The sequence below is a fragment of the Cypionkella aquatica genome (genome assembly GCF_030161095.1).
Lineage (GTDB): Bacteria > Pseudomonadota > Alphaproteobacteria > Rhodobacterales > Rhodobacteraceae > Cypionkella > Cypionkella aquatica.
In genome coordinates this window covers 540078-561421 of the sequence record NZ_BSPP01000004.1, presented here as the reverse complement: position 1 = coordinate 561421, position 21344 = coordinate 540078, and the positions used below count along the sequence as shown (strand labels likewise).

The 21344-nt window shown below is 59.8% G+C and carries 21 protein-coding genes; 9 read left to right on the top strand and 12 right to left on the bottom strand.

The window, feature by feature from the left end; genetic code table 11:
- Positions 1-98 precede the first annotated feature (98 nt).
- On the bottom strand, positions 99-560 hold the full coding sequence (gene hemJ, locus QQJ98_RS06185; protein WP_284324451.1) for a protoporphyrinogen oxidase HemJ: 462 nt from the start codon (positions 558-560) through the stop codon (positions 99-101).
- 384 nt (positions 561-944) lie between these two features.
- On the opposite strand from hemJ, the gene QQJ98_RS06180 reads away from it, so the two are divergent.
- From QQJ98_RS06180 to QQJ98_RS06160, 5 genes are read left to right on the top strand one after another with little or no spacing between them, the layout of a single operon-like run.
- The gene (locus QQJ98_RS06180) at positions 945-1544 is read left to right on the top strand and encodes a Maf family protein (RefSeq protein WP_284324450.1); all 600 of its coding nucleotides are present in this window, start codon (positions 945-947) and stop codon (positions 1542-1544) included.
- A complete protein-coding gene (locus QQJ98_RS06175; RefSeq protein ID WP_284324449.1) occupies positions 1541-2380 on the top strand; it encodes a shikimate dehydrogenase in 840 nt (279 codons plus the stop codon). The genes QQJ98_RS06180 and QQJ98_RS06175 overlap by 4 nt, the downstream gene beginning before the upstream one ends.
- A complete protein-coding gene (coaE, locus tag QQJ98_RS06170; RefSeq protein WP_284324448.1) occupies positions 2377-2964 on the top strand; it encodes a dephospho-CoA kinase in 588 nt (195 codons plus the stop codon). The genes QQJ98_RS06175 and coaE overlap by 4 nt, the downstream gene beginning before the upstream one ends.
- Positions 2957-3655, top strand: coding sequence for a DNA polymerase III subunit epsilon (gene dnaQ / locus QQJ98_RS06165; RefSeq protein WP_284324447.1), 699 nt, complete (start codon positions 2957-2959; stop codon positions 3653-3655). Before coaE ends, dnaQ begins: the two co-directional genes overlap by 8 nt.
- Positions 3656-3679: 24 nt before the next feature.
- Positions 3680-4693, top strand: coding sequence for an NAD-dependent epimerase/dehydratase family protein (locus QQJ98_RS06160; RefSeq protein ID WP_284324446.1), 1014 nt, complete (start codon positions 3680-3682; stop codon positions 4691-4693).
- Between the two features lie 52 nt (positions 4694-4745).
- Here the strand turns inward: QQJ98_RS06160 and secB are convergent, their stop codons facing one another.
- Positions 4746-5225, bottom strand: a complete 480-nt coding sequence (gene secB / locus QQJ98_RS06155) for a protein-export chaperone SecB (RefSeq protein ID WP_284324445.1) — start codon at positions 5223-5225, stop codon at positions 4746-4748.
- A gap of 54 nt (positions 5226-5279) precedes the next feature.
- Positions 5280-5756: an FxsA family protein gene (locus tag QQJ98_RS06150; protein WP_284324444.1), complete on the bottom strand. Its 477-nt coding sequence runs from the start codon at positions 5754-5756 to the stop codon at positions 5280-5282.
- Positions 5757-5872: 116 nt separating this feature from the next.
- Between QQJ98_RS06150 and QQJ98_RS06145 the strand changes: the two genes are divergently transcribed.
- From QQJ98_RS06145 to QQJ98_RS06135, 3 genes are read left to right on the top strand one after another with little or no spacing between them, the layout of a single operon-like run.
- On the top strand, positions 5873-6532 hold the full coding sequence (locus tag QQJ98_RS06145) for a Tim44/TimA family putative adaptor protein (RefSeq protein WP_284324443.1): 660 nt from the start codon (positions 5873-5875) through the stop codon (positions 6530-6532).
- Positions 6533-6574: 42 nt separating this feature from the next.
- Positions 6575-7558, top strand: coding sequence for a murein transglycosylase A (gene mltA, locus QQJ98_RS06140; protein WP_284324442.1), 984 nt, complete (start codon positions 6575-6577; stop codon positions 7556-7558).
- 3 nt (positions 7559-7561) lie between these two features.
- Complete coding sequence (locus QQJ98_RS06135) at positions 7562-8161, top strand: Smr/MutS family protein (protein WP_284324441.1); 600 nt, start codon at positions 7562-7564, stop codon at positions 8159-8161.
- A gap of 110 nt (positions 8162-8271) precedes the next feature.
- On the opposite strand, the gene QQJ98_RS06130 is transcribed toward QQJ98_RS06135, so the two are convergent.
- From QQJ98_RS06130 to hslV, 3 genes are all read right to left on the bottom strand, one after another.
- Entirely contained in the window at positions 8272-9372 is a 1101-nt protein-coding gene (locus tag QQJ98_RS06130; RefSeq protein ID WP_284324440.1) for an alpha/beta hydrolase, read from the bottom strand.
- 277 nt (positions 9373-9649) lie between these two features.
- The gene (gene hslU, locus QQJ98_RS06125; protein WP_284324439.1) at positions 9650-10945 is read right to left on the bottom strand and encodes an ATP-dependent protease ATPase subunit HslU; all 1296 of its coding nucleotides are present in this window, start codon (positions 10943-10945) and stop codon (positions 9650-9652) included.
- Positions 10942-11499 (bottom strand): ATP-dependent protease subunit HslV, encoded by a 558-nt coding sequence (gene hslV, locus QQJ98_RS06120; RefSeq protein ID WP_284324438.1) that lies wholly within the window; start codon positions 11497-11499, stop codon positions 10942-10944. The genes hslU and hslV overlap by 4 nt, the downstream gene beginning before the upstream one ends.
- A gap of 97 nt (positions 11500-11596) precedes the next feature.
- Here hslV and QQJ98_RS06115 point away from each other — a divergent pair, with 97 nt between their 5' ends.
- Positions 11597-12454 (top strand): hypothetical protein, encoded by an 858-nt coding sequence (locus QQJ98_RS06115; RefSeq protein WP_284324437.1) that lies wholly within the window; start codon positions 11597-11599, stop codon positions 12452-12454.
- 44 nt (positions 12455-12498) lie between these two features.
- On the opposite strand, the gene trxA is transcribed toward QQJ98_RS06115, so the two are convergent.
- Genes trxA through tsaE form a run of 6 tightly spaced genes read right to left on the bottom strand, consistent with a single transcriptional unit; the run spans position 12499 to position 21310 of the window.
- A complete protein-coding gene (gene trxA, locus QQJ98_RS06110; protein ID WP_348523126.1) occupies positions 12499-12825 on the bottom strand; it encodes a thioredoxin in 327 nt (108 codons plus the stop codon).
- A 60-nt stretch (positions 12826-12885) separates the two neighbouring features.
- Complete coding sequence (gene addA, locus QQJ98_RS06105; protein WP_284324435.1) at positions 12886-16203, bottom strand: double-strand break repair helicase AddA; 3318 nt, start codon at positions 16201-16203, stop codon at positions 12886-12888.
- On the bottom strand, positions 16200-19175 hold the full coding sequence (gene addB, locus QQJ98_RS06100) for a double-strand break repair protein AddB (RefSeq protein WP_284324434.1): 2976 nt from the start codon (positions 19173-19175) through the stop codon (positions 16200-16202). Before addB ends, addA begins: the two co-directional genes overlap by 4 nt.
- Positions 19168-19848: a nucleotidyltransferase family protein gene (locus QQJ98_RS06095; RefSeq protein WP_284324433.1), complete on the bottom strand. Its 681-nt coding sequence runs from the start codon at positions 19846-19848 to the stop codon at positions 19168-19170. Before QQJ98_RS06095 ends, addB begins: the two co-directional genes overlap by 8 nt.
- Entirely contained in the window at positions 19830-20840 is a 1011-nt protein-coding gene (locus QQJ98_RS06090; protein ID WP_284324432.1) for an aminoglycoside phosphotransferase family protein, read from the bottom strand. Before QQJ98_RS06090 ends, QQJ98_RS06095 begins: the two co-directional genes overlap by 19 nt.
- Entirely contained in the window at positions 20837-21310 is a 474-nt protein-coding gene (tsaE, locus tag QQJ98_RS06085) for a tRNA (adenosine(37)-N6)-threonylcarbamoyltransferase complex ATPase subunit type 1 TsaE (RefSeq protein ID WP_284324431.1), read from the bottom strand. The genes QQJ98_RS06090 and tsaE overlap by 4 nt, the downstream gene beginning before the upstream one ends.
- Between the last annotated feature and the right edge of the window lie 34 nt (positions 21311-21344).

Sequence of the window (21344 nt, the reverse complement as noted above, 5' to 3'; positions counted from 1 at the left end):
GCAGCAATGTCAATGGAAAGCGGGAAGGCCGAATGGCCGCGCTAAAGCCCACCTAAGACCAGCAGCGATGCGAGTCAAGGTTTTGCGAGTCAAGGCGTTCAGAACTTCACGATCACCGAGATCACGATGATCATCATCAACAAGGTCGGAACCTCATTCATCATCCGATACTGCCGCCCGGTGATCCTGTTGCTCCCCGCGAGAAAATCCTTCCGCCGCAGTGCCAGCCAATGGTGAAACACTGTCATGGCAATCACAGAGCCAGCCTTGGTCCAAGGCCAAAGTGCCGTCCAGTCCACGATGCCCGGCGTAAACACCAGCCCCAAACCAAACACCCAAGTCGTCACACCGGCTGGGTTGATGATTGCCTTCAGCAAACGCCGCTCCATGGTTTGAAACATCGCGTCAGTCTCAGAGCCGCGTTCTACCTGCTCAACGTGATAGACAAACAGCCTGGGCAGATAGAACAGCCCGGCCATCCAAGCGATCACTGCAATGACATGCAACGCTTTGATCCAAAGATAATAGCTCGCTAGAAAATCGCCCACAGTATCCCTCATTTCTTTTCTTCTTCTTAAAGAATAGATTCTAGAAAGAAAGATGATGTTGTAGGGGCCGTGGATAACAGAATAGCTGACGTTTTCCCGCAACTTATCCCTAGGATGTTGGCTGTTTGCAACTTGGCCATACGCTTGCAGATTTTCTAAATATATTCATCCTAACAAGATGTTACAGAATTTTTGACTGCCCAAAATCCATCCACAGCCTGTGAAGATCTTACCTGCTCACATGCGCAGATTTTCACTATCCCACTGTGGGCAAATCCGCTGGTCCTTGCCTCAATGCTTGACAAAAGCGGCTCCATGGCACCTTTTCGGCGCTGAAACGGACTTATGCCCATATCCGTATTCCGGAACAAACACAGCTTATCCACAAGGCTGCCCATGACACGCCCGCTGCTTCTTGCTTCTGCTTCAACCATCCGCTTGCAGCTTTTGCGCAATGCGGGGCTAGAGGTTTCGGCACAACCGGCCCGGATTGATGAGGACAGCATCCGTCAGTCGCTGCAGGCCGATCAGGCCAAACCGCGCGATATTGCTGATGCGTTGGCAGAGATGAAGGCGCGTAAGCTGGCCGAAAAGAACCCTCACGATTTGGTGCTGGGCTGCGATCAGGTGCTGGCGTTTCAGGGCCACATCTTTGGCAAGCCCGAGACGCCAGAGATTGCCTTTGAACAACTGACCCAGTTTCGCGGCCAAAGCCATCAGTTGATTTCAGCTTTGGTGCTTTACGACGACGCAAAGCCGGTCTGGCGCCATATTTCTGAAGCCAGCTTGACGATGCGCAGTCTGTCGGACTCCTATCTGAAAGCCTATATTGCAAGAAACTGGCACAGTCTGCGTCATTCTGTCGGCGGTTATAAGTTAGAAGAGGAAGGCATCCAACTGATCTCAGCTATCACTGGCGACTATTTCACCATTCTGGGCCTGCCACTTCTTCCCTTGATCGACTATCTCGGAACCAGAGGCTACATCACAACATGACCGACCTCCCCCGCATCCCGCTTGCTGGTGTCATTGGCCATCCGATCGCGCACAGCAGGTCGCCCGCCCTGCATGGTTTCTGGTTAAAGCGCTATGGTATCCAAGGCCATTACATACCCATGGATGTGGCCCCGCAAGACTTGCGGCAAGTGCTTGAGTTGCTGCCGAAACTTGGCTTTGTCGGGGTAAATGTGACGATCCCGCACAAAGAGGCCGTCTTGCAAATTGCCGATGTGGTGACGGATCGCGCTGCGTTGATTGGCGCGGCAAATACGTTGATTTTCCGCAAAGATGGTCGGATTCATGCCGACAACACTGATGGCGCGGGCTTCATCGCCAATCTGCGCCAGAATGCCCCGCATTGGGATCCAACCGCAGGCCCTGCTGCGATTTTTGGTGCTGGCGGTGCGGCGCGGGCGGTTGTCGCCGCGCTGATCGAAGTTGGCGTGCCCGAAATCCGTATTGCAAACCGCACCCAGCCTCGGGCGCAGGCGCTGCGGGCGGATTTGGGCGCCAAACTCAGCGTTTACGATTGGATCCAGGCCCCTAATATGTTGGAAGGTGCGACGACCGTTATCAACACCACCTCACTTGGTATGTCCGGAAAATCTGATTTCCGCGTGCCGCTTGATGGTCTTGACAGAAATGCGCTTGTCACTGACCTCGTCTATAACCCCTTGAAAACACAATTCCTTCTTGAAGCACAGTCGAAAGGCTGCACGATTGTCGATGGCTTGGGGATGTTGCTGCATCAGGCCGCTCCGGGCTTTGAACGCTGGTTTGGCCAGCGACCAGAGGTTGACGATGCCACCCGCCAATCTGTTCTTTCGGCATGACATTCCGCCTCGGACTCACCGGCTCGATTGGCATGGGGAAATCCACCACGGCAGCGATGTTCACAGACGCGGGCCTGCCGGTGTGGGATGCCGATAGCGCCGTCCACCGCCTTTATCAACCGGGTGGCGCAGCCGTTGCCCAGATCAGCGCGCTTTGCCCCGCAGCCACGACAAATGGGAATGTTTCACGTGAAACATTGAAGGTCGCGATTGCGGCGGATCCTAACATGCTGACAAAACTTGAAGCCATCGTGCACCCCTTGGTCGCGGCCGACCGCGCAAAGTTTATCGCCCAAACCACAGCCGATATCGCAATCCTCGATATTCCGCTGCTGTTTGAAAAGTCCAGTCAACACGAATTTCACGCGACCCTCCTCGTCACCGCGCCCGCCGATCTGCAACGCACCCGCGTCCTGCAACGCCCCGGCATGACAGAGCAGCATTTCCAAACCATGCTTGCCCGCCAAATGCCCGATGCCGAAAAGCGCGCCCTCGCCACCCATATCGTTGAAACACTGGACCTTTCCGCCACCCAAGCCTATGTCAAAGTCCTGATTGCCCATATCCGAGCCCGCCATGCGTGAGATCGTCCTCGACACCGAAACCACAGGCTTTGAACCCTCAGAAGGCGATAGGATCGTCGAAATCGGCGCGGTAGAGCTGTTCAACCACCTGCCCACCGGCAACACCTACCACCAATACATCAATCCCGAACGCCTGATGCCGAAAGAGGCCTTCGCGGTCCACGGCCTCGGCGACGATTTTCTGCGCGACAAGCCGGTCTTCAAAGCCATCGCGCAAGATTTTCTCGATTTCATCGGTGACGCACAGCTGATCATCCACAACGCCAGCTTCGATATGAAGTTTCTCAACGCCGAGCTTACGGCGGTCAACCGCCCAACCCTGCCGATGTCCCGCGCCACCGACACGCTCACGATGGCCCGCCGCAAATTTCCCGGCTCCCCGGCCACCCTTGACGCGCTTTGCCGTCGCTTTGGCGTTGACAACTCTGCCCGCGAAAAGCACGGCGCTCTGCTCGATTCCGAAATTCTGGCCGAGGTCTATCTCGAACTTGTTGGCGGACGGCAACCGGATTTCGGGCTCAATCCTGCCACCCAGACCCCGGCTGCGGCGCAAGTTCAAACGCCCTCCGATTGGCGTCCCCGCCCCCGTCCAACCCCCCTGCCAACGCGCCTGACCGAGGCCGAATCCGCCGCCCACACCGCCTTTCTGGCGAAAATGGGTGATGCCGCAATCTGGAAAAAACGTCTCTAACACCGCCCAAACCCAAAGGCTTCCATGAAAACCATCTTTGTCACCGGAGCCGCTGGCTTCATCGGCTACCATCTCTGCAAACTCTTGCTCGCGGAAGGCTTTCGTGTTGCGGGCTACGATGGCATGACCGATTACTACGACGTGACCCTCAAGCAGCGTCGCCTGTCGATGCTGCTGCAGAACCCGAACTTCAGCATGACCGAAGGCATGCTCGAAGACCAAGCGCTGCTCGAAGCCACCATGCGCGCCGCCAATCCTCAGGTGATCATCCATCTCGCGGGCCAGGCCGGCGTGCGCTATTCGCTTGAAAACCCACGCGCCTACCTCGACTCTAACCTTGTCGGCGGCTTCAATGTGCTTGATCTCGCCCGCGAACTGAACGTCGAACACCTGCTGATGGCCTCCACCTCTTCGGTCTACGGCGCCAATACCGAAATGCCGTTTCTGGAAACTCATAAAACCGAAACCCAGCTGACCTTCTACGCCGCCACCAAAAAAGCGAATGAGGCGATGGCCCATTCCTACGCCCATATCTACGGCTTGCCCGTCACCATGTTCCGCTTTTTCACCGTCTACGGCCCATGGGGCCGCCCCGACATGGCGCCCTATAAATTCACCAAAGGCATCCTCGAAGGCACCCCGATCGACATTTACAACAACGGCGATATGTGGCGCGACTTCACCTATGTTGAAGACCTCGTGCGCGGCATCCGCCTGTTGATCGACGCCATTCCACAACGCCCCGCTTCGCCTGCAGACATTGCGCCGGGCGACAGCCTGTCCCCCGCAGCCCCCTACCGAGTCGTCAACATCGGCAATTCCGATAAAGTCAAACTGCTGGATTTCATCGAAGCGATCGAGGATGCCACCGGTCTCAAAGCCATCCGCAACTACATGCCGATGCAAACCGGCGATGTGGTGGCCACATGGGCAGATGCCAACCTGTTGAAATCACTTACAAACTACCAACCCCAAACCAATGTCCGCGATGGCATGACCGCCTTCGTCGCTTGGTATCGCGACTACTACCAAGTCTGAAATGCAAAAGGCCGACCCCGCAAGGTCGGCCCTTTCCAAAAATCGTAAGAAATCAGTTTGCGACAGCTGGCGCAGCCTGTGCCCGCCGAGCAATCTCTTGCCGATACAAAGCCAGGAAATCCACCGTATCAATGTTCAACGGTGGGAAGCCGCCGTCGCGTGTCACGTCCGAGATAATCCGCCGCACGAACGGGAACAGCAGTCGCGGACATTCGATCATCAGGAACGGATGCAGCTGCTCTTCCGGCACACCCTCAACATGGAAAATTCCGCCGTAATCGACCTCCAGCAGGAACAGCATCTCGCCGTTCACCTTGTTTTTCGAGGTCACCTTGAACTTCGTCACGATATCAAACTGAAAGTCCTGCGCGCGCTTGCGCGCATCAAGACTGACCTGCACCTGAATGTCGGGCTGCACGTCCGAAGCCGTCAGCCCCTTTTGCGCAACCATGTTTTCAAACGACATGTCCCGCACAAACTGCGCCAGAACCGACATCTTGATCTGCGGCGCGCCGCCATTTTCCTCGGCCATAAGCCCCACTCCCTGAAAAATCTGGGCTACCCCTAGCAGGTCATGCGCGCGGCCTCAATCCTCACGCCACTTTGAAGGCCGCGTCACGCCACCAATCTTGTCGCGCTCTGGCACCACTTCCTCGTATTCCGCATCCACCCAATCCGCCTCACCGCCGCCCGTCGGCCCCCGCCGCCGCGCAAAGCCATGTACCTGCATCCGCGAAGCCAGCGCCGCAATCAACAGCATCCGCACAGGGGGGATCAGCAACACCAGCCCCAGAAAATCAGTGAAAAACCCGGGCAAGATCAGCAACATCCCGCTTAGCATGATCAGCCCAGAATGGGCCATCGGCTGCAAAGCCGCCAGCCCACCGCCGCCGCGCACTTCCCGCAACGCCCCCATGCCCTGCCAGCGGATCAACCCGATCCCCAAAACAGCACTCAAGATCACCCAAGCCAGCGTCGCCCACAGCCCAATCCAGCCGCCCACGACCACAAACAGCCCGATTTCCAGCATTGGCCACGCCAAAATCAGCGCAAAAACCCACATCTCAAGCACCCTCCGTGCATTCGCGCGCCCAAACCATAGACTTGGCCGCCCCCAGCCCCTACATAAGGTGCCAACGCCCGGATCACCAACCCCCCGGGCCCGATTTGAGGCGACTGATGAATTCCTCCCTGATCCAACTGCTCGTTCTGGCCGGAATCGCCGTGTTCCTGATCCTGAAACTGCGCAATGTGCTTGGCAGCCGCGAAGGCTTTGAAAAGCCTGCGATCCAGCCCGACACCGCCCGCCCGCAACCCAAACTCGTGCCGCCCCCCGCCCCCGATGGCACCGATCTTGACATCACCGACCACGCCGCTGCTGGCAGCCCCACCGCCGCAGCACTCGCCGCGATGAAACAGGCCGAGCCCGGTTTTTCCGTCGGCGAATTCCTGCACGGCGCGCGCGGCGCTTATGAGATGATCCTGATGGCGTTTGAACGCGGTGACATTGACCCGGTCCGCGCCTTTCTCGCAGATGAGGTCGAGGCCTCTTTCACCCAAGCCATCAATGCCCGCGAAAAAGACGGCCAGACGGTCGAAGCCAACTTCCTTGGCCTGCGCGAAATGACCCTGTCGGATGCCGAATACGACCCCACCACCCGGACCGCCGAAATCACCCTGCGCTATACCGGAGAGCTGACCTCGCTGATCCGCAACAAAGCCGGAGAGATCATCGAAGGCTCGGCAACCGAGGTCAAACGCCAGCGCGATTCCTGGACTTTCGCCCGCCGCATGGGTGTGCAGGATCCCAACTGGCAACTCGTCGGCACCAGTGACTAAAGCGTGCTGCGCCCCGTCCTTGCCTGCCTTTTGGCGCTTCAGATGACAGCCACGCCCGCCCCGGCGCAGATGCTGGATTTTGAAGCGCTGGATGGCTGGGCTAATGACAATCACCGCGCCGCCCTCACCAGCTTTCTGGAAACCTGCGATAAACTCGACACGCCCGATTGGCAGCCGATCTGCCGACTTGCCGCCGACGCCAACACCTCCGATGCTTCGGCCAAAGCCTTCTTCGAGCTTCTGTTCAAGCCCGTCCAGATCGGCACTCAACCCGCGCTGTTCACCGGCTATTTTGAACCCGAGCTGAACGGCTCCTACACCCGCACGCCCCGCTTCGCCTATCCGATCTATGCCCGCCCGCCCGAACTCCGCGATGGGCAGGTCTTTCACGACCGCGCCACCATCGAGGCTGGTGCCTTGCGGGGCCGCGGCTTGGAAATCGCATGGCTTGAAGATCCCGTCGAAGTGTTCTTCCTGCAAATTCAAGGCTCTGGCCGGATCAAGATGACCAACGGCCATGTCATTCGCGTCGGCTACGCTGGGCGTAATGGTCACGCCTACCGCTCGGTTGGCAAAGAAATGATCGCCCGCGGCATGCGCACGCCGGATCAGGTTTCGGCGCAAGACATCAAACAATACGTCCGCTCTAATCCCAGCGCCGGAAACGCGCTTCTTTCGGTCAACCCGTCCTACATCTTCTTCCGCAAAATCTCTGACCTGCCCGCCGATAAAGGCCCGATAGGCGCCATGGGCCGCAGCATCACCACCCTGCGCTCTGTTGCCATAGACCCCGCCTTCACCCCGCTCGGCGTCCCGGTCTGGATCGAAAAATCCGGTGACAACCCGATCCGCAGCCTGATGGTGGCACAAGACACCGGCGGCGCCATCAAAGGTCCGCAGCGTGCTGACATCTTCTTTGGCACCGGGGATGCGGCTGGCGATGCCGCTGGCACGATCAAGGACTCGGGCCGGATGATCCTGCTGCTGCCGATCGACCGCGCTTATGCCATGCTGCCGGAAGGCTAAACTATGGCCCGGCGTCGCACCCTCCATCCCGAAGAACACGAAATCTGGCAAGCTGTTGCCCGCACTGCCAAGCCGATGCACAAGGTCAGCCACGTTTTCCTGAAACCAGCCGACCCGATGCCCGCCCAGATCGCGCCGACCCAAACCGCAGCGCCCTCCAGCCCACGCCTGCCGCTGTTCCGCTTGGGCGAAAAGTCCCGCACCAAGCCCGGCCACGACATCCTGCCCAGCCTCGCGGAATCCCTCGCCGCCGCGCCCTTGCAGATGGATGCCAAAACTCACGGTAAAATGACCCGTGGCAAACTTTCACCCGAAGCCCGGATTGACCTGCACGGCCTGACCCTGTCAGAGGCCCATCCCGAACTGATCCGCTTTATCCTCAACGCGCAATCCGCCGGAATGAGGTTGGTTCTGGTGATCACCGGCAAAGGCAAGCGCGGCCATGACATAGGCCCGATCCCCACCCGCATGGGGGCTTTGCGCCATCAGGTTCCACAATGGCTGCGGTTGCCGCCACTTGGCGCTGCGGTGCTGCAAATCTCGGAAGCCCACCTAAAACACGGCGGCTCAGGCGCCTATTACATCTACCTGCGCCGCCGTTAACTCCACCACCAAGCCGCCCCGGACTTGATCCGGGGCCTCATGCTGTCAGCCAAAGCCAGAGGCCCCGGATCAAGTCCGGGGCGCCGTGGTATTCGTGGGTATTCGTGGCCTTACCGCGACAAATCCGAAGCCACCGTCGCGACGGGACGCAGCACGATCTGCGTCGCGTTTTGCACCGACAAAACCACCCCCGGCAACAGCCCGACCCGCGCCTTCCGATCCGCCTCAAACGCATTCGAGACGTCGCCCAACCGGTCCAAAATCGCAATCAAAGCCGCCGAATCGCCAACCACGAAATGCCCGGCCCCCTTCGAGAACGCCGAAATGTCCATGAACGTCACCTTCAGATCCGCCACCCGTGACACATCGCTCAGCGAGCCCAATCGCTCATCCTGCCCGGTCAACAGCGCCGACAGCCGCAAATATCTATCGCGGCCCGAGCCAAAAATCACGAACGGCTGCGGCAACGCCCCCATCGAATGTGCGCTTCTTTTGAACACATCGACATCAATATCCGGCGAGATAAAGATCACCCCACCAATCAGCCCCAGCGTCTTTTTATCGCCCCGGATCGCTGTCTGCCGCATCGCCTCCATCGTCAGACCCGCGCCCATCGAATGGGCCACGATCAAGATCCGCTTCGCCCCAGCCGCCGCCACCTCGTGCATCAGGCTTTCCAGCCCATCCCGCGCAAACATCGCTGAATCGCGGTCATAGGCATAGCCCAACGGCTCTGCAGCGGATGGCCAAGCATAATGCACCACCGCCCCCGGCAACTTCAGATCATGCGCGAACTGCGCCACCCGATAGACACCTTCCGAGAAGTTGTTGTTATAGCCATGCACAAAAATCACCGCTTCGCCGCCGTTTGCCGCCAGCTGCGCCTTCAGGTCTTTGCGAAACGGCACGTCGCCTGAATAGACAATCTCATCCGTGGTCAGGAAATGCTTCGCCGGGTTGGCCTTGCCGTGGCGGGGTGGCCAGTTGATCTCGCCCAGTTTGCGATCTGGTGGCACCGACACGTCATAGCGCGCGAATTTGATTTGTTCTGAACGATAGGTTCCGAACGATCCGTCCTGCTCTTGTTTGCGGGTGGTGCCGATAAAGATCTTTTCAACCCGCCCCACCGAGGCCGCCTGCGGATCAAGCGTGACATGGCCGCGTGGAGAGCAGGCCAGCAACAAGGTCAGGGTCAGCAGGTATCGGTTCATCGCGTGCCTTTTTTCGGTCAAAATCTGGGGTTTCCAGCGGCGGGTCAAGCCTTGCTTCCGGGCAGTAAGCGTCAGATCGGCTGCTCGCGCGTGGTGCAAAAGCAGTATCTTTGTTTTTCAATGGCTTAGGCAGTATGGGTCAGGATTTGTTAGTGTTTGAGTTTCGCTCAAGAAACGCGGTCAACTATGAACAAAGGGTTAAGGATACCCCCTTAACCCTTTGAAATCACATAAGCGGCAGCCTTGTCCACGCGTGGACACCCCCCCAAACCGAATGTTACAGAACGTAACGAGAAATATCAGCCGAGCGCGCCAAAGCCCCCAAATTCTTCTCAACAAACCCAGCATCAACCACAACTTCCTCACCCGAACGGTCCGGCGCGGTGAAAGACAGCTCTTCAAAAACCCGCTCCATCACCGTGTAAAGTCGCCGCGCCCCGATGTTCTCGATCGACTTATTCACCTCTGCCGCAATCCGCGCCAGCGCCGCGATCCCGTCCGGGGTGAACGAAACCGCCACATCCTCGGTGCCCATCAGCGCCGCATATTGCCGGGTCAGCGCGTTGTCAGTCTCGGTCAGGATGCGGACAAAATCACCCTCGGTCAGCGGTGCCAGCTCCACCCGGATCGGCAAGCGCCCCTGGAGTTCCGGTAACAAATCCGAAGGCTTGGCGACATGAAACGCGCCCGAGGCGATGAACAGGATATGATCGGTTTTCACCGGGCCATACTTGGTCGAAACCGTCGTGCCTTCAATCAGCGGCAGCAAATCCCGCTGCACCCCTTCCCGCGAAACATCCGCCCCCCGCGCATCCGCCCGCGCGCAGATCTTGTCGATCTCATCAAGGAAAACGATGCCATTCTCTTGCACGGCGACCAAAGCCTGCGCCTTCACCGTCTCATCATCCAGCAACTTGTCGGCTTCTTGCCCGATCAGCAGATCATAACTGTCGGCCACAGTGACCTTCTTGCGGCTGGTCCGTCCACCGAAAGATTTGAACAGATCCTGCAAGCCCTGCATCTGCATTTCCATGCCTTGCCCGCCCATCATCGGAAGCGCCGGTGCCGCGTCGGCGATCTCTAACTCGATCACCGTCTGATCCAGCTCACCCCGCCGCAGCTTGCCGCGAAACATCTCACGCGTTTGCTCGCGCGCGTCTTTACCGGCTAGCGCCTCAATCACCCGTTCCTCAGCCGCCTGTTTGGCCTTGGCCGCCACGTCCTCGCGCATCCGCGCGCGGGTGTCAATCATCGCGGCATCGACCAGATCGCGGATGATGCTTTCGACATCGCGGCCAACATAGCCGACCTCGGTAAACTTGGTGGCTTCAACCTTCAGGAACGGCGCTTTCGCCAGCCGCGCCAAGCGCCGCGCGATCTCGGTTTTCCCCACTCCGGTTGGCCCGATCATCAGGATATTCTTCGGATAGACCTCATCGCGGATATCATCCGGCAAATTGCGGCAGCGCCACCGGTTGCGCAAAGCCACAGCCACGGCGCGCTTGGCGTCGCGCTGGCCGATGATGTGGCGATCAAGTTCCGAGACGATCTCGCGCGGGGTCAGGTTGGTCATTTGGAAATCCGTTCCACGGTGAGGTTGCCATTGGTGAACACGCAAATTTCGGCGGCAATCGCCATGGCGCGGCGGGCGACATCCTCGGCGGGCAAGTCGGTGGTCATCAGACCACGCGCGGCAGCCAGAGCAAAATTGCCGCCTGAACCGATCGCAGCCACGTCATGTTCGGGCTCCAGCACATCGCCCGCCCCTGTGATCACATACAAATCACGGCCATCGGTGACGATCAGCATGGCTTCCAGATTGCGCAGATATTTGTCCATCCGCCAATCTTTCGCCAGATCAACACAGGCGCGCGCTAACTGTCCGGGTGCGGATTCAAGCTTTTTCTCCAGCCGTTCCAACAGGGTAAAGGCGTCGGCAGTCGATCCGGCAAAGCCTGCGACCACATCATGGCCGCCGGGTGACAAGCGCCGCACCTTGCGGGCAGAGCCTTTGATCACGGTATTGCCCAGCGAAACCTGACCATCACCCGCCACCACAACCTCGCCGCCGCGCCGGACGGCCAGAATGGTGGTGCCATGCCAACCGGGGAATTTGTCTTCGGCCATTCTCAACTCCATCTGCTTGGGCTTTATATGGAAGGCCGGGGCTGCGGGTGCAAGCGGCAGGCTGGCGGTGCTGGCGGAAACGGCCTAATTTGACGGCATGACGCAGAAGCTGACCTTTTATCTTGATGACGACAAGCGCAGCCGGGCCGAGGCTGGGACTGGGATTTTCGGCGCAATCGTTGCGGTGGTTCAGGCGGCGGGCTGGAAGGTGCGCTACCTTGGCCAGAACGACGGCATCGCGGGCGACGGCTTTCATCTGGTCTATAACCGCGCTGTCGAGGGGCCGTTTTGCTTCAGCTTAAGACGCTGTTATCTGGATAAATATTATCGGATCGAGGCGACGAATGATCGCTGGGATTGGGATGTCGCGGGGTTGACCTTTCCGGGCAAACCGGGCGCTGCATGGTTTCAACGCTATTGGCGCGAACGCCTGTTTCGCGGGCTGGGTATCGCCAATAACGGCTACATTTTCATGCCGCTTCAGGGCAAATTGCTGCAGCGGCGGCATTTCCAAGCGGCCTCGCCGATCGATATGATCAAGGCGACGCTGGCGGCGGACCCTGTGCGGCGGATCGTGGCGACGCTGCATCCGCAGGAGGTTTATACGGCGTCAGAGTTGCAGGCGCTGCACGGAATCGCACGGTTTGAATTGGCGGAAGGCTCGCTGCCTTGGCTGGCGGGCTGCGATTATGTGGTCACCGAAAACTCGTCTCTGGCGTTGACCGGATTCTTTGCGAACAAGCCTGCGGTGCTGTTTGGCCGGATAGATTTTCACCATATTGCGGCATCGGTAGGCCGCTTGGGCGTGGCGGCGGCATTAGAGGCGGTGGCGCAGCCGCAGCCCTTCGCTGACTATTTGTTCTGGTTTTTCAAGAAACAGGCTTTGTGCGCGGTTGGGGATGACGTGGCGTTGCGGCTTGCGGAAAGGCTGCGGGCACATGGCTGGCCACTATGAAAAAAGGCCCCCCGAAGGGAGCCTTTGATCGGAATTTCCAGCTTTCAGATCGCGGTGGCGATCCAATTGGCAAGCGCTGCTTTGGGGGCAGCACCCACCTTGTTCGAGACGACTTCGCCGCCTTTGAACAAGAACAGCGACGGGATGCCGCGCACGCCAAGGGCGGCAGGGCTGTCGGGGTTCTCGTCGACATTGATCTTCACGATTTTGACCTTGCCGGCATATTCGGCGGCCAGCTCTTCCAAAGCTGGGCCGATTTGACGGCAGGGGCCGCACCATTCAGCCCAAAAGTCCACCACAACCGGAATGTCGGATTTGCGGACTTCGGCGTCGAACGTGGCGTCGGTTACAGCGACGGTATTGGCACCCATGATGGGAACTCCTGGAGGGGAAATGTCAGGCATTGAACCTAGGGACGGCGGGGCTGCGCGTCAAGGGATAGTGGCGCGCTGCATAGCTGCCCTCACAATATCGGGGGGCAGTGGCATCAGGGTGGCGGTGCGGGTCCACAGGATCGCGGTGTCGATGCGGTGGTTGGGGTAGATTTGCGCCAAGGCCTCGGCATAGGCGGCCATCTGGCGCAGGATGCCTTCGGGGGTTTGCTCGGGCATTGCAGGCGTGCGGTGGTTGGATTTGAAATCGACGGCAAGGATGTGATCGGGGTGGATCAGCAGGCGGTCGATGGTGCCCAGCATGGGGTGGCCGTTCAGGCTGGCGGTGAAGGCGACCTCTGACAGGGCTTCGGGGGCGAAGATATGGGGCAGGGCTGTCAGGACGGCCTCGGCTTCGGCCAGAAGGGTTGCGCGCAGGGTTAGATCAGGGATTAGGCTGGCGGAAAGGCTGGGCCAATCGGCCAAGGGTGTGTGGGGCAAATGTTCCAGCAGCAGATGCAGGGCAGTGCCGCGTGCTTTGGCGGCGTCCTCGCCGGAGCCATCGGTTTCCCCCGGCAGCAGTTTTGCGCCGCCAAGATCAGAAGGCGAAAGCGGTTGCGCAGGGCGCTCGGGGCTTGCAGCGGCTTGTGTTGCCCACAGCGGCAAAAACGGCAGTTCTGGCGATGTTAGAGCCTGTTTTGGCGTAGGATCAGGCCAAATGCCGAAGCTGTGGCGCAGCGCGCCATCAGCGATAGCCTCGGTTCCCGCTGCCATGATGCCTTGCTGCACCAAGCGATACCACGCGGTTTCTTTCTTTGCTTCACCCGCGCCGCAGACGATCAACCAAGTGCGGGCACGGGTGAGGGCGACGTAAAGCAGGCGGAGGCTTTCTTCCTCGGCTTTATCTTTGCGCAAAGTCCGAGCGGTGGCGATGGGCGATGGGCTTTCATTGCTGGGCGTTTTCCACACTGGCAGGCCGTTCTCCAGCGTGTAAATCTCATCGCGGTCTTGCGGGCTACGGTCGCAGGTGTCTGGCAGGATCACCAGCGGCGCTTCTAGCCCCTTCGCGCCGTGGACTGTCATCACGCGGATGCGGTGGCCTTCGCTGTCCATCTGGCGTTTGACTTCAATTTCATCGGTTTCGAGCCAGATGAGAAAGCCGGTCAGGCTGGGAATTTCGGTGCGCTCGAACGCCAAGGCTTGCGACAGGAATTCGTCAATGCCGTCTTCAGCCTCGGGACCAAGCCGGGTCAGCAGGCGGCGGCGACCGTCGTGACGGGTCAGCGCGCGTTCAATCAAATCATAGGGGCGCAGAAAGTCGGCCTGATCGCGCAGATCGTGCAGCATTTCAAGGGTTTCGGGATGGCTGATGCTGTCGCGCAAAGCCTCCCACAAATAGCCCTTGCGGGGGTGTGCCAGGGCATAGAGCTCGGCCTCGGTCCATCCACACAGCGGCGAGCGCAACAGGGCGGCCAACGACAAATCGTCATCCTGAGTGGCAAGGAAGGACAGCAATGCAGCAAGGTCTTTGACCGCCAACTCCGCGCCAAGCTTTAAGCGATCTGCGCCCGCGATCGGTAGATCGGCCTTTTTGCAGGCGCGAATGATTTCGGAAAACAAGGCCGAGCGGCGCTGCACCAAGATCAGCACATCGCCCGCATGCAAGGGCCGGGGGCCGGCATCGGTCGGAATTTGCGTGCCCGCGTCAATCAAACCTTTGATATGCTGGGCGATTTTCTCGGCCAGCCGGGCTGAGTGGTGGGTTTCTGATATCAGATCAACCGGGTCTTCCCAGTTTTCATCTTTCGGGTCTTCGGATTTTTCCAGCAGTGGCCACAGATCCACCCGCCCCGCCAGATCTGATTTGAAGGCAAGGTGATGGACGCTGTCGCCCATGGCTTTCGGAAAGCGGTCGGCAAATGTTTCATCCACCACCCGCAGAACAGCGGTAGAGGAACGGAAGGAGTATTCCAGATCAAGCCGGACGAAATTCTTTTGCGCGGCACGGAATTTGGCCTGAAACTCTGCCTGTTTTTCATCGAAAGCCGCGACATCAGCGCCTTGGAACGAATAGATTGACTGCTTTTTATCGCCGACCACGAAGAGAGTCCGGGTTTCGTCGCGGGTGCCTTGGCCTGCGGTAAACTCTGCGGCCAGCAGCTCAATCACGCGCCATTGGTCGGGGCTGGTGTCCTGTGCCTCGTCGACCAGAATGTGGTCGATGCCGCCATCAAGCCGGAACAGCACCCATGCGGCAACCGAAGGATCGGTCAGCAGCCCCTTGGCGCGGGTGATCAGATCGTCAAAATCCAAAAAGCCGCGCGCGGCTTTCGCGGCCTCGTAGAGCGGCAGGAAGCTGGCGGCGAAGCGGTGCAGGATGGCGGTTTTCTGAGCGGCTTGCAGGGCGATCCGGCGCGGCCGGGCGGCTTCGACCCGCAGCATCAGAGCGTCAAGCTGGGGCAAGTGGTTGCCGATCAGCTTTTGCGTCGGCTTTGTGGGCAGGGTGCCGATCTTGGCGCCATAAGGGGTTTTGGTTTTGTCACCGAACAGCAGGGTGTCTTCCAGCGCGGACAGAGTGGCGAGATTGGGATTGCCGAGATCAAGGGCGGACAGTTTCGCTGCGGTCTTATTGTCGTTGGCGCCGCCGTTTTGCAGAGCGGGCAGAATGTTGGCGATCAGGTCGGATTCGTAGCCCAACAGCACATCGGCCAGCAAAGTTTCGCTGGTTTCGGTACTGGGCACGTTGAAAAGGGCGCGGGTTTGCGCCCCGGTCAGCAGCTTGCTGAAGCCTGCGCGTTTGGCCGAAACCTGCTCCATAAGCGCGGTGAAATCCTCGCCGGTGTAGGCGCGGGCCACTTCGGCCATCACTTCGGGCGCGCGGAATTCGGCCATTTCTTCGATGATATTCTCGCGCAAAAGCCGGGCGGCGCGGTCGTCAAGTTCGGTAAACTGCGGGGACACTCCGGCTTCGAGAGGGAAGCGGCGCAGCAGGGTGGCGCAAAAGCTGTGGATGGTCTGGATGCGCAAGCCGCCGGGCGTTTCAATGGCGCGGGCGAACAACTGGCGGGCTTTTGCCAGCGCGCCAGCGGCATGGCGGGTCTCGTCGCCCAGATCGGCCAAAGCGCGGTGCAGATCTGCGTCGGGCTTCATTGCCCATTCGCCCAAGCGACGGAACAGGCGGTTTTGCATCTCGGTTGCGGCGGCTTTGGTGTAGGTCAGGCAGAGAATGTGCTGCGGTTCAACACCGCGCAGCAGCAGGCGGGCGACGCGGTCGGTCAACACGCGGGTCTTGCCAGAGCCGGCGTTGGCCGACAGCCAGACGGTGTCTGCGGGGTTGGAGGCTTGGATTTGGCGTTCAGAGGCGTCGTTGCGGGTCATTCGGCGTCTCCGACCGGTTCGGGGCCTGCCGCATCTGGCCCAACGTGCTCGGGCACCGCGCGGTCAGACATTTCCCATTCGCCAAAGCGCGACAGGTGGTCGTAATCGCCGGGATAGCGGGTTTCAAACAAAGCGCGGCGGGCGGTGTAGCCGGTGTTGCGGCGCAGGTAGCGGGCGATCAGGTTCAGCAGTTTCTCCCAATGTTCGGTCAGGATGGCGTCGGTGATTTCGGTTTCCACCACGTCTTCGCTGGCGCCGAGGCCGATATAGCTGATCTTCGCGACATCAGAGGGGCCCAGATCGGCAAAACCGCCACGGTTGGCCATGACGGCAGCAAGAAGCAGTTGCTTGGCATATTGCTTTTGCTGGGGGGCTTTGGGGGCCGATCCGGTCTTGTAATCAATCAGATGCAGGGTGCCGTCGGGCAGCCTGTCAATGCGGTCCGGCGTGCCGAACAGAGTGAACGCAAGATTTTCGAGTTTTAGCGCGCCTTTGGTTTCCAGTGCGAGCGAGGTGCCGCCGTGTTTGCTGTCTTGTGTGAGGAAATGGTCGGCGGCGCGATCAAGTTTGGCAAGCCAAAGCGCGCGGGCAGCGGGGAAGGGCGATTCTTCGGCCAGAACGATGCGGGCGAGGCCGAGCAAGCGGGCGCGGGCTGCAGCGCGGGTTTCGTTTAAGGGGCGCGTTTTCACAAAGCGCTCTAGCACATCATGTACAATGATGCCGCGATCGCGGGCGTCAGGGGATTGATGAAGTGGATCAAGTGGATTCAGCCGCAAGATATAGCGCGCGTAGATGGCGTATGGGTCGCGGATCAGCCGTTCAATATTGGTGAGTGACAATTTTGGCGGACGCGCGCTGACGGGCGGCTGCGGGGCGGGGCGTTTGGCGGGGCGCAGGCGCGGATCCACCTTTTGCGCCGCCGTCGGTTGCTCAACGGCGCGGGCAAGCGCCAGCCATTTGGCCCCACGGGCGCGCATCTCGGCCAAGGCGACACCGCCATTTTTCTGCGGCAGCCCGTCCATCAGGTTCATCAACCGGTTCAGCCAGCGGCTGGGGACGGTTTCAGCCTCGGCATTGCGGACGGCGCGCGACAGGATCACGCGAGGGGCGGCGATGGCTTGTTGATAATCGTGGGCTGACAGACCAATCTGACGTTCGGGCAATAACAGAGCCGCTTTCTTGCGCATCGAACGGTTGAGCCAAGGGTCAGGCTCGGGCAGTTTTGGCCAGATGCCGTCGTTCAAACCCCCCAGAATTACCAAATCGGCACCTTGAACGCGGGCCTCTAGCGTGCCCCAGATCATAATGTTGGGATGCGCCTGAACGGGTTCGCGCACTTCGCCTTTGTTCACCAAAGCCTCAAAAAGATCGCAGTATTCGGCGGCGGAGAAAGTGCCACCATACGGGGCCTCGGTGGCGAGGGTTTCCATCAGGGCAAGCGCCTCGATCCCAGCGGCTTTGACCCAGAGTTCGCCGCTGCCGATCGGATCCAAGCCGCGCGCCAAGGATTCCGACAGGGTGCGGTGCTGGGCGACGTGATCGGCGAGCGGGCGGCGCGGGATTTCGTCGAGACCTTGCAGAGTATCGGCGATGAATCGCGCCCAAGGCAGGGCATCGTCTTTTCGGGCGGCTGCCCACTCCAGCAGGTCAGCATCAGTTGGAAATGCGGGGCCGGATTTGCGGAGCTTCAGCTCGAGATCTCGCGTAAGCCTTGTATGAGCGCTGCGCATGGCACCAGAGGCCGTAAGCGGATGTTTTAGCACGGTTAATAGGCTGTCCGCTGTCAGGCGTTGGCCCAAAAGTGCAGATGTATGGCGCAGAAAGCGACCGGGGGCGGACATGGCGAGGGGGCGGCCTGCGGAATCGTCAGGTAATATCGCCCAGCGATCAAGCGCTGCGGTGACTTGGCGGCTGAGGTTACGGTCGGGCGTGATCAGGGCGGCGGTGGTGCCAGAGGCGGCGGCGTCACGCAGGATAAGCGCGATTGCGAGCGCCTCCGCACGCGGCGAGGCGGCCTCTATCAGGCTGAGGTCTTGGGTGGCGCTGCACAGGTCGGGCAGGTTTGGTCCTTCGACCAGCCATTGATCAGTGACAGGGGCCGGACGAAGCGACAGTGAAATCAGCAGGTTGCGTCTTTTGTCTGGGGGCGCAGTGGTGCGCCACGGTTGAATGGCATCGGGCGCGATACCCAGCAGATCCATCAAATGGCGGAAGCGATACTGCGGGTGATCTTCGGCCGTCAGCGCGTCATCCATCGCCTGCCAAACGGCTGGCGGCGTCTCAAAATCATAGCCCGGCAGCACGATTGCGCCCTGTGGCAACTGCGCTACCGCCTGCATGAACAGGGCAGTGGTGCCGCGGGAACCCGTTGAGCCCGCGATCAACACCGGCCCTGTGGGCGGCTGGGAGTGCCAGCGCTGGGCCAGCTGTTGCACCGCGAGGCGTTGGCGGGATTCAGCATCGCTGGCGTCGGCGAACAGCGGGGTGACGATCCGCAGAAAGGTTTGCGTTCTTTCCCAATGTTTGGAGTGATTTGACACATCCAGCGCCGAGATGGCCTCGGCTGAGACGCCCTCGCCCTGCATCTCGTCCAGCAAGGTGGCGAGGCTGTCAGAGAGGTCATAAAGGGCTGCGCGGGGAGCCAGATCAGGCTGCGCGTCAAGCAGCTTGGCGATAAGTTCTGCCATCTGAAGCCGCCGACGCAGTGGCGGAACCAGTGCGGGCAGGGCAAGACGCGGGTCGGTCGCAAGATCGGTGACCAACAGCAGGCGCGGCAGAAAGCGCGCGCCTTGGGCAGCAAACAGTTGAATGACGCGGCGGCGCATGCGTGCGGTGTTCAGGTAAACCGTCACGCCAGCCATAGCTTGCGGTGGTTGTGCGGCCATACGCGCGATAAGGCCGCTGACCAGTTCGGCGGGGAAATCTGTGCCCGGAGGCAGAGCAAATATACGGGATTGGTTGGGGTTAAACATAGAGAGTTTCGGCCAATGCGATGCCAGCAGGACTCCCGACGTCGCACCAGCCGCCCTGATGGATCAAACCATAGGCGCGACCGTCGGCGATGGCGAGATCCCAAAGCCTGTTCAGGCTAAAAACGGTCTCTGGTATCGCTGCGAGTCCCCGTGTTTTCAGAATTTGCGCGCCGAGGTATATAGGCGCATTGGTGCCATGCGCGCGCGTGATGCGGGATTGATCGTCAAGCAGAAAATCGCCCTTGCCGCTGTGGCCAAGGGCTTTGTCTGTCGGCAGCAACAGCAGCAGAGCGTCCATTTTTTCCGGGTCCCAGGCGGTTAGCAGTTGGGTCAACGGGTTTTGGCCACTCCAAACGGCATCGGTGTTCAGGGTCATGACCGGGCCGTTGCCAAGATGCGGCAGCGCTGCTTTCAGGCCGCCGCCCGTTTCAAGGATTTCGGATTCCCACGAGAATGTAACGTCGCGGTGCCCAAGATGGGCGGCGATCTGATCGCCAAGGTAATGAAGGTTGACCACGATTTTCGTTACTTCGGCCTGATCTGCAATGGCCAAAGCATGGTCGATCAGCGGTTTGCCGGCCACTTTGATCAGGGGTTTTGGGCAATGCGCAGTCAATGCGCCCATTCGGGTGCCAAAGCCCGCAGCAAAAAGCATCAGCGGAAGTGGCCGCATTGGGAACCTATTCGGGCAAGGGCTTCGGGGGTTGGTGCGGGCAAAAGCTGGCCGCAGATTTTAGCCAGTGGTTCAAGTTCTGGTATGGCAAAATTGTGCTGCAGATGCTGCCAGACCCGTGGGATCAGCGGAATGTAGTTTGGCTTGCCACCTTGCAGGCACAGCTTGGCAAAAATACCAAGAATCCGCAGCGCGCGCTGGGCACCCAAGGCGGCATATGCAGGGCGGAAGTTGGCCTCCGTCGTGCCAGCCTGCTCGCAGAAAGTCTGGATCATCAGCGCCTCTGTTTCACGTGAAACATTTCGGCGGGCGTCCTGTAAAAGTGACACCAGATCATAGCCGGGCTGGCCAAGTTGCGCGAGTTGGAAATCCAGCAGACCAACGCTGGCAAGACCTTGGCGATCTGGCAACCACAGCAGATTCTCGGCGTGATAGTCACGCAGAATCATAACCCGAGGGCCGTCGGCATATCGCGTCAGGGCATCTGTCAGGGTGGTGCAGAAGTCAGCGGAATCAATACGATCGCCGGTGATGGAAAAGCGATACCAATCCAGCGCAAACCCAGCCGCACCGGCCCATTCGGCGGCGGTCAGATCAGGCAGGTTAGCTGCGGGAGGCTGGCTTTGGATCGCAGCTAATACGCCTGTTGCGGCCGTATAGAGACTGATTTCAAGGCTTGGATAAGCTTCGATCTTGCGCGCATAGACTGCGTCGCCAAGATCTTCCAGCAGCAGGAACCCGTGCACAAGATCCTGCGCATAGCAGCGCGGAGCCGACAGGCCAAGCGACCGAAGATGCGCTGCAATTGCCAGAAACGTCGCAGGATCATCACTGCCCCCGGGCGGCGCATCCATCAAGACCGCAGATTCATTGCCTTGGCGCAAGCGATCATAACTGCGTTCTGATGCATCACCGGCCAAAAACTCACGCGCAGCATCACCCCAGCCCGCTTTAACAAGGAAAATCTGCGACTGGGCCCGCCTATCACTCATTTTGCCCATCGCGCGGCAAATTCACCGACCAAGTCAGGGTGTCGTGGGGAGGTCAGACTGACCGTGCGGCCGTCGCCCTGCGGTAAAATCTGCAACCGCAATGCATCGCGCGGTGCAAGGTCGCCCAGCCTTTCAGACCATTCGATCAGGCAAATCGCTTGCGAAAACGCGTCATGCAGCCCCAATTCGGCCACCTCGTCCGGATGCGAGAGCCGATACAGATCGGCGTGCCAAATCTCGACATCTGCTTGATAGGTTTGAACCAGCGTAAAGGTCGGCGAAGGCACATCTTCCATCCGCCCCAAGCGTGCCTGAATAAATGTCCGCGCCAGATGGCTTTTCCCGGCCCCAATTGGCCCCTGCAAAAGCAAACAATCACCGGCGCGCAGCCTAAGCGCCAGCCAGCGACCAAGATCGGCGGTATCCTCTTCTGAGGCCAGATAGACAGTGGCAAGATCGGACGTTTCCATAGGCCAAGTCTATCGCCGCGCACGTCACCGCCGC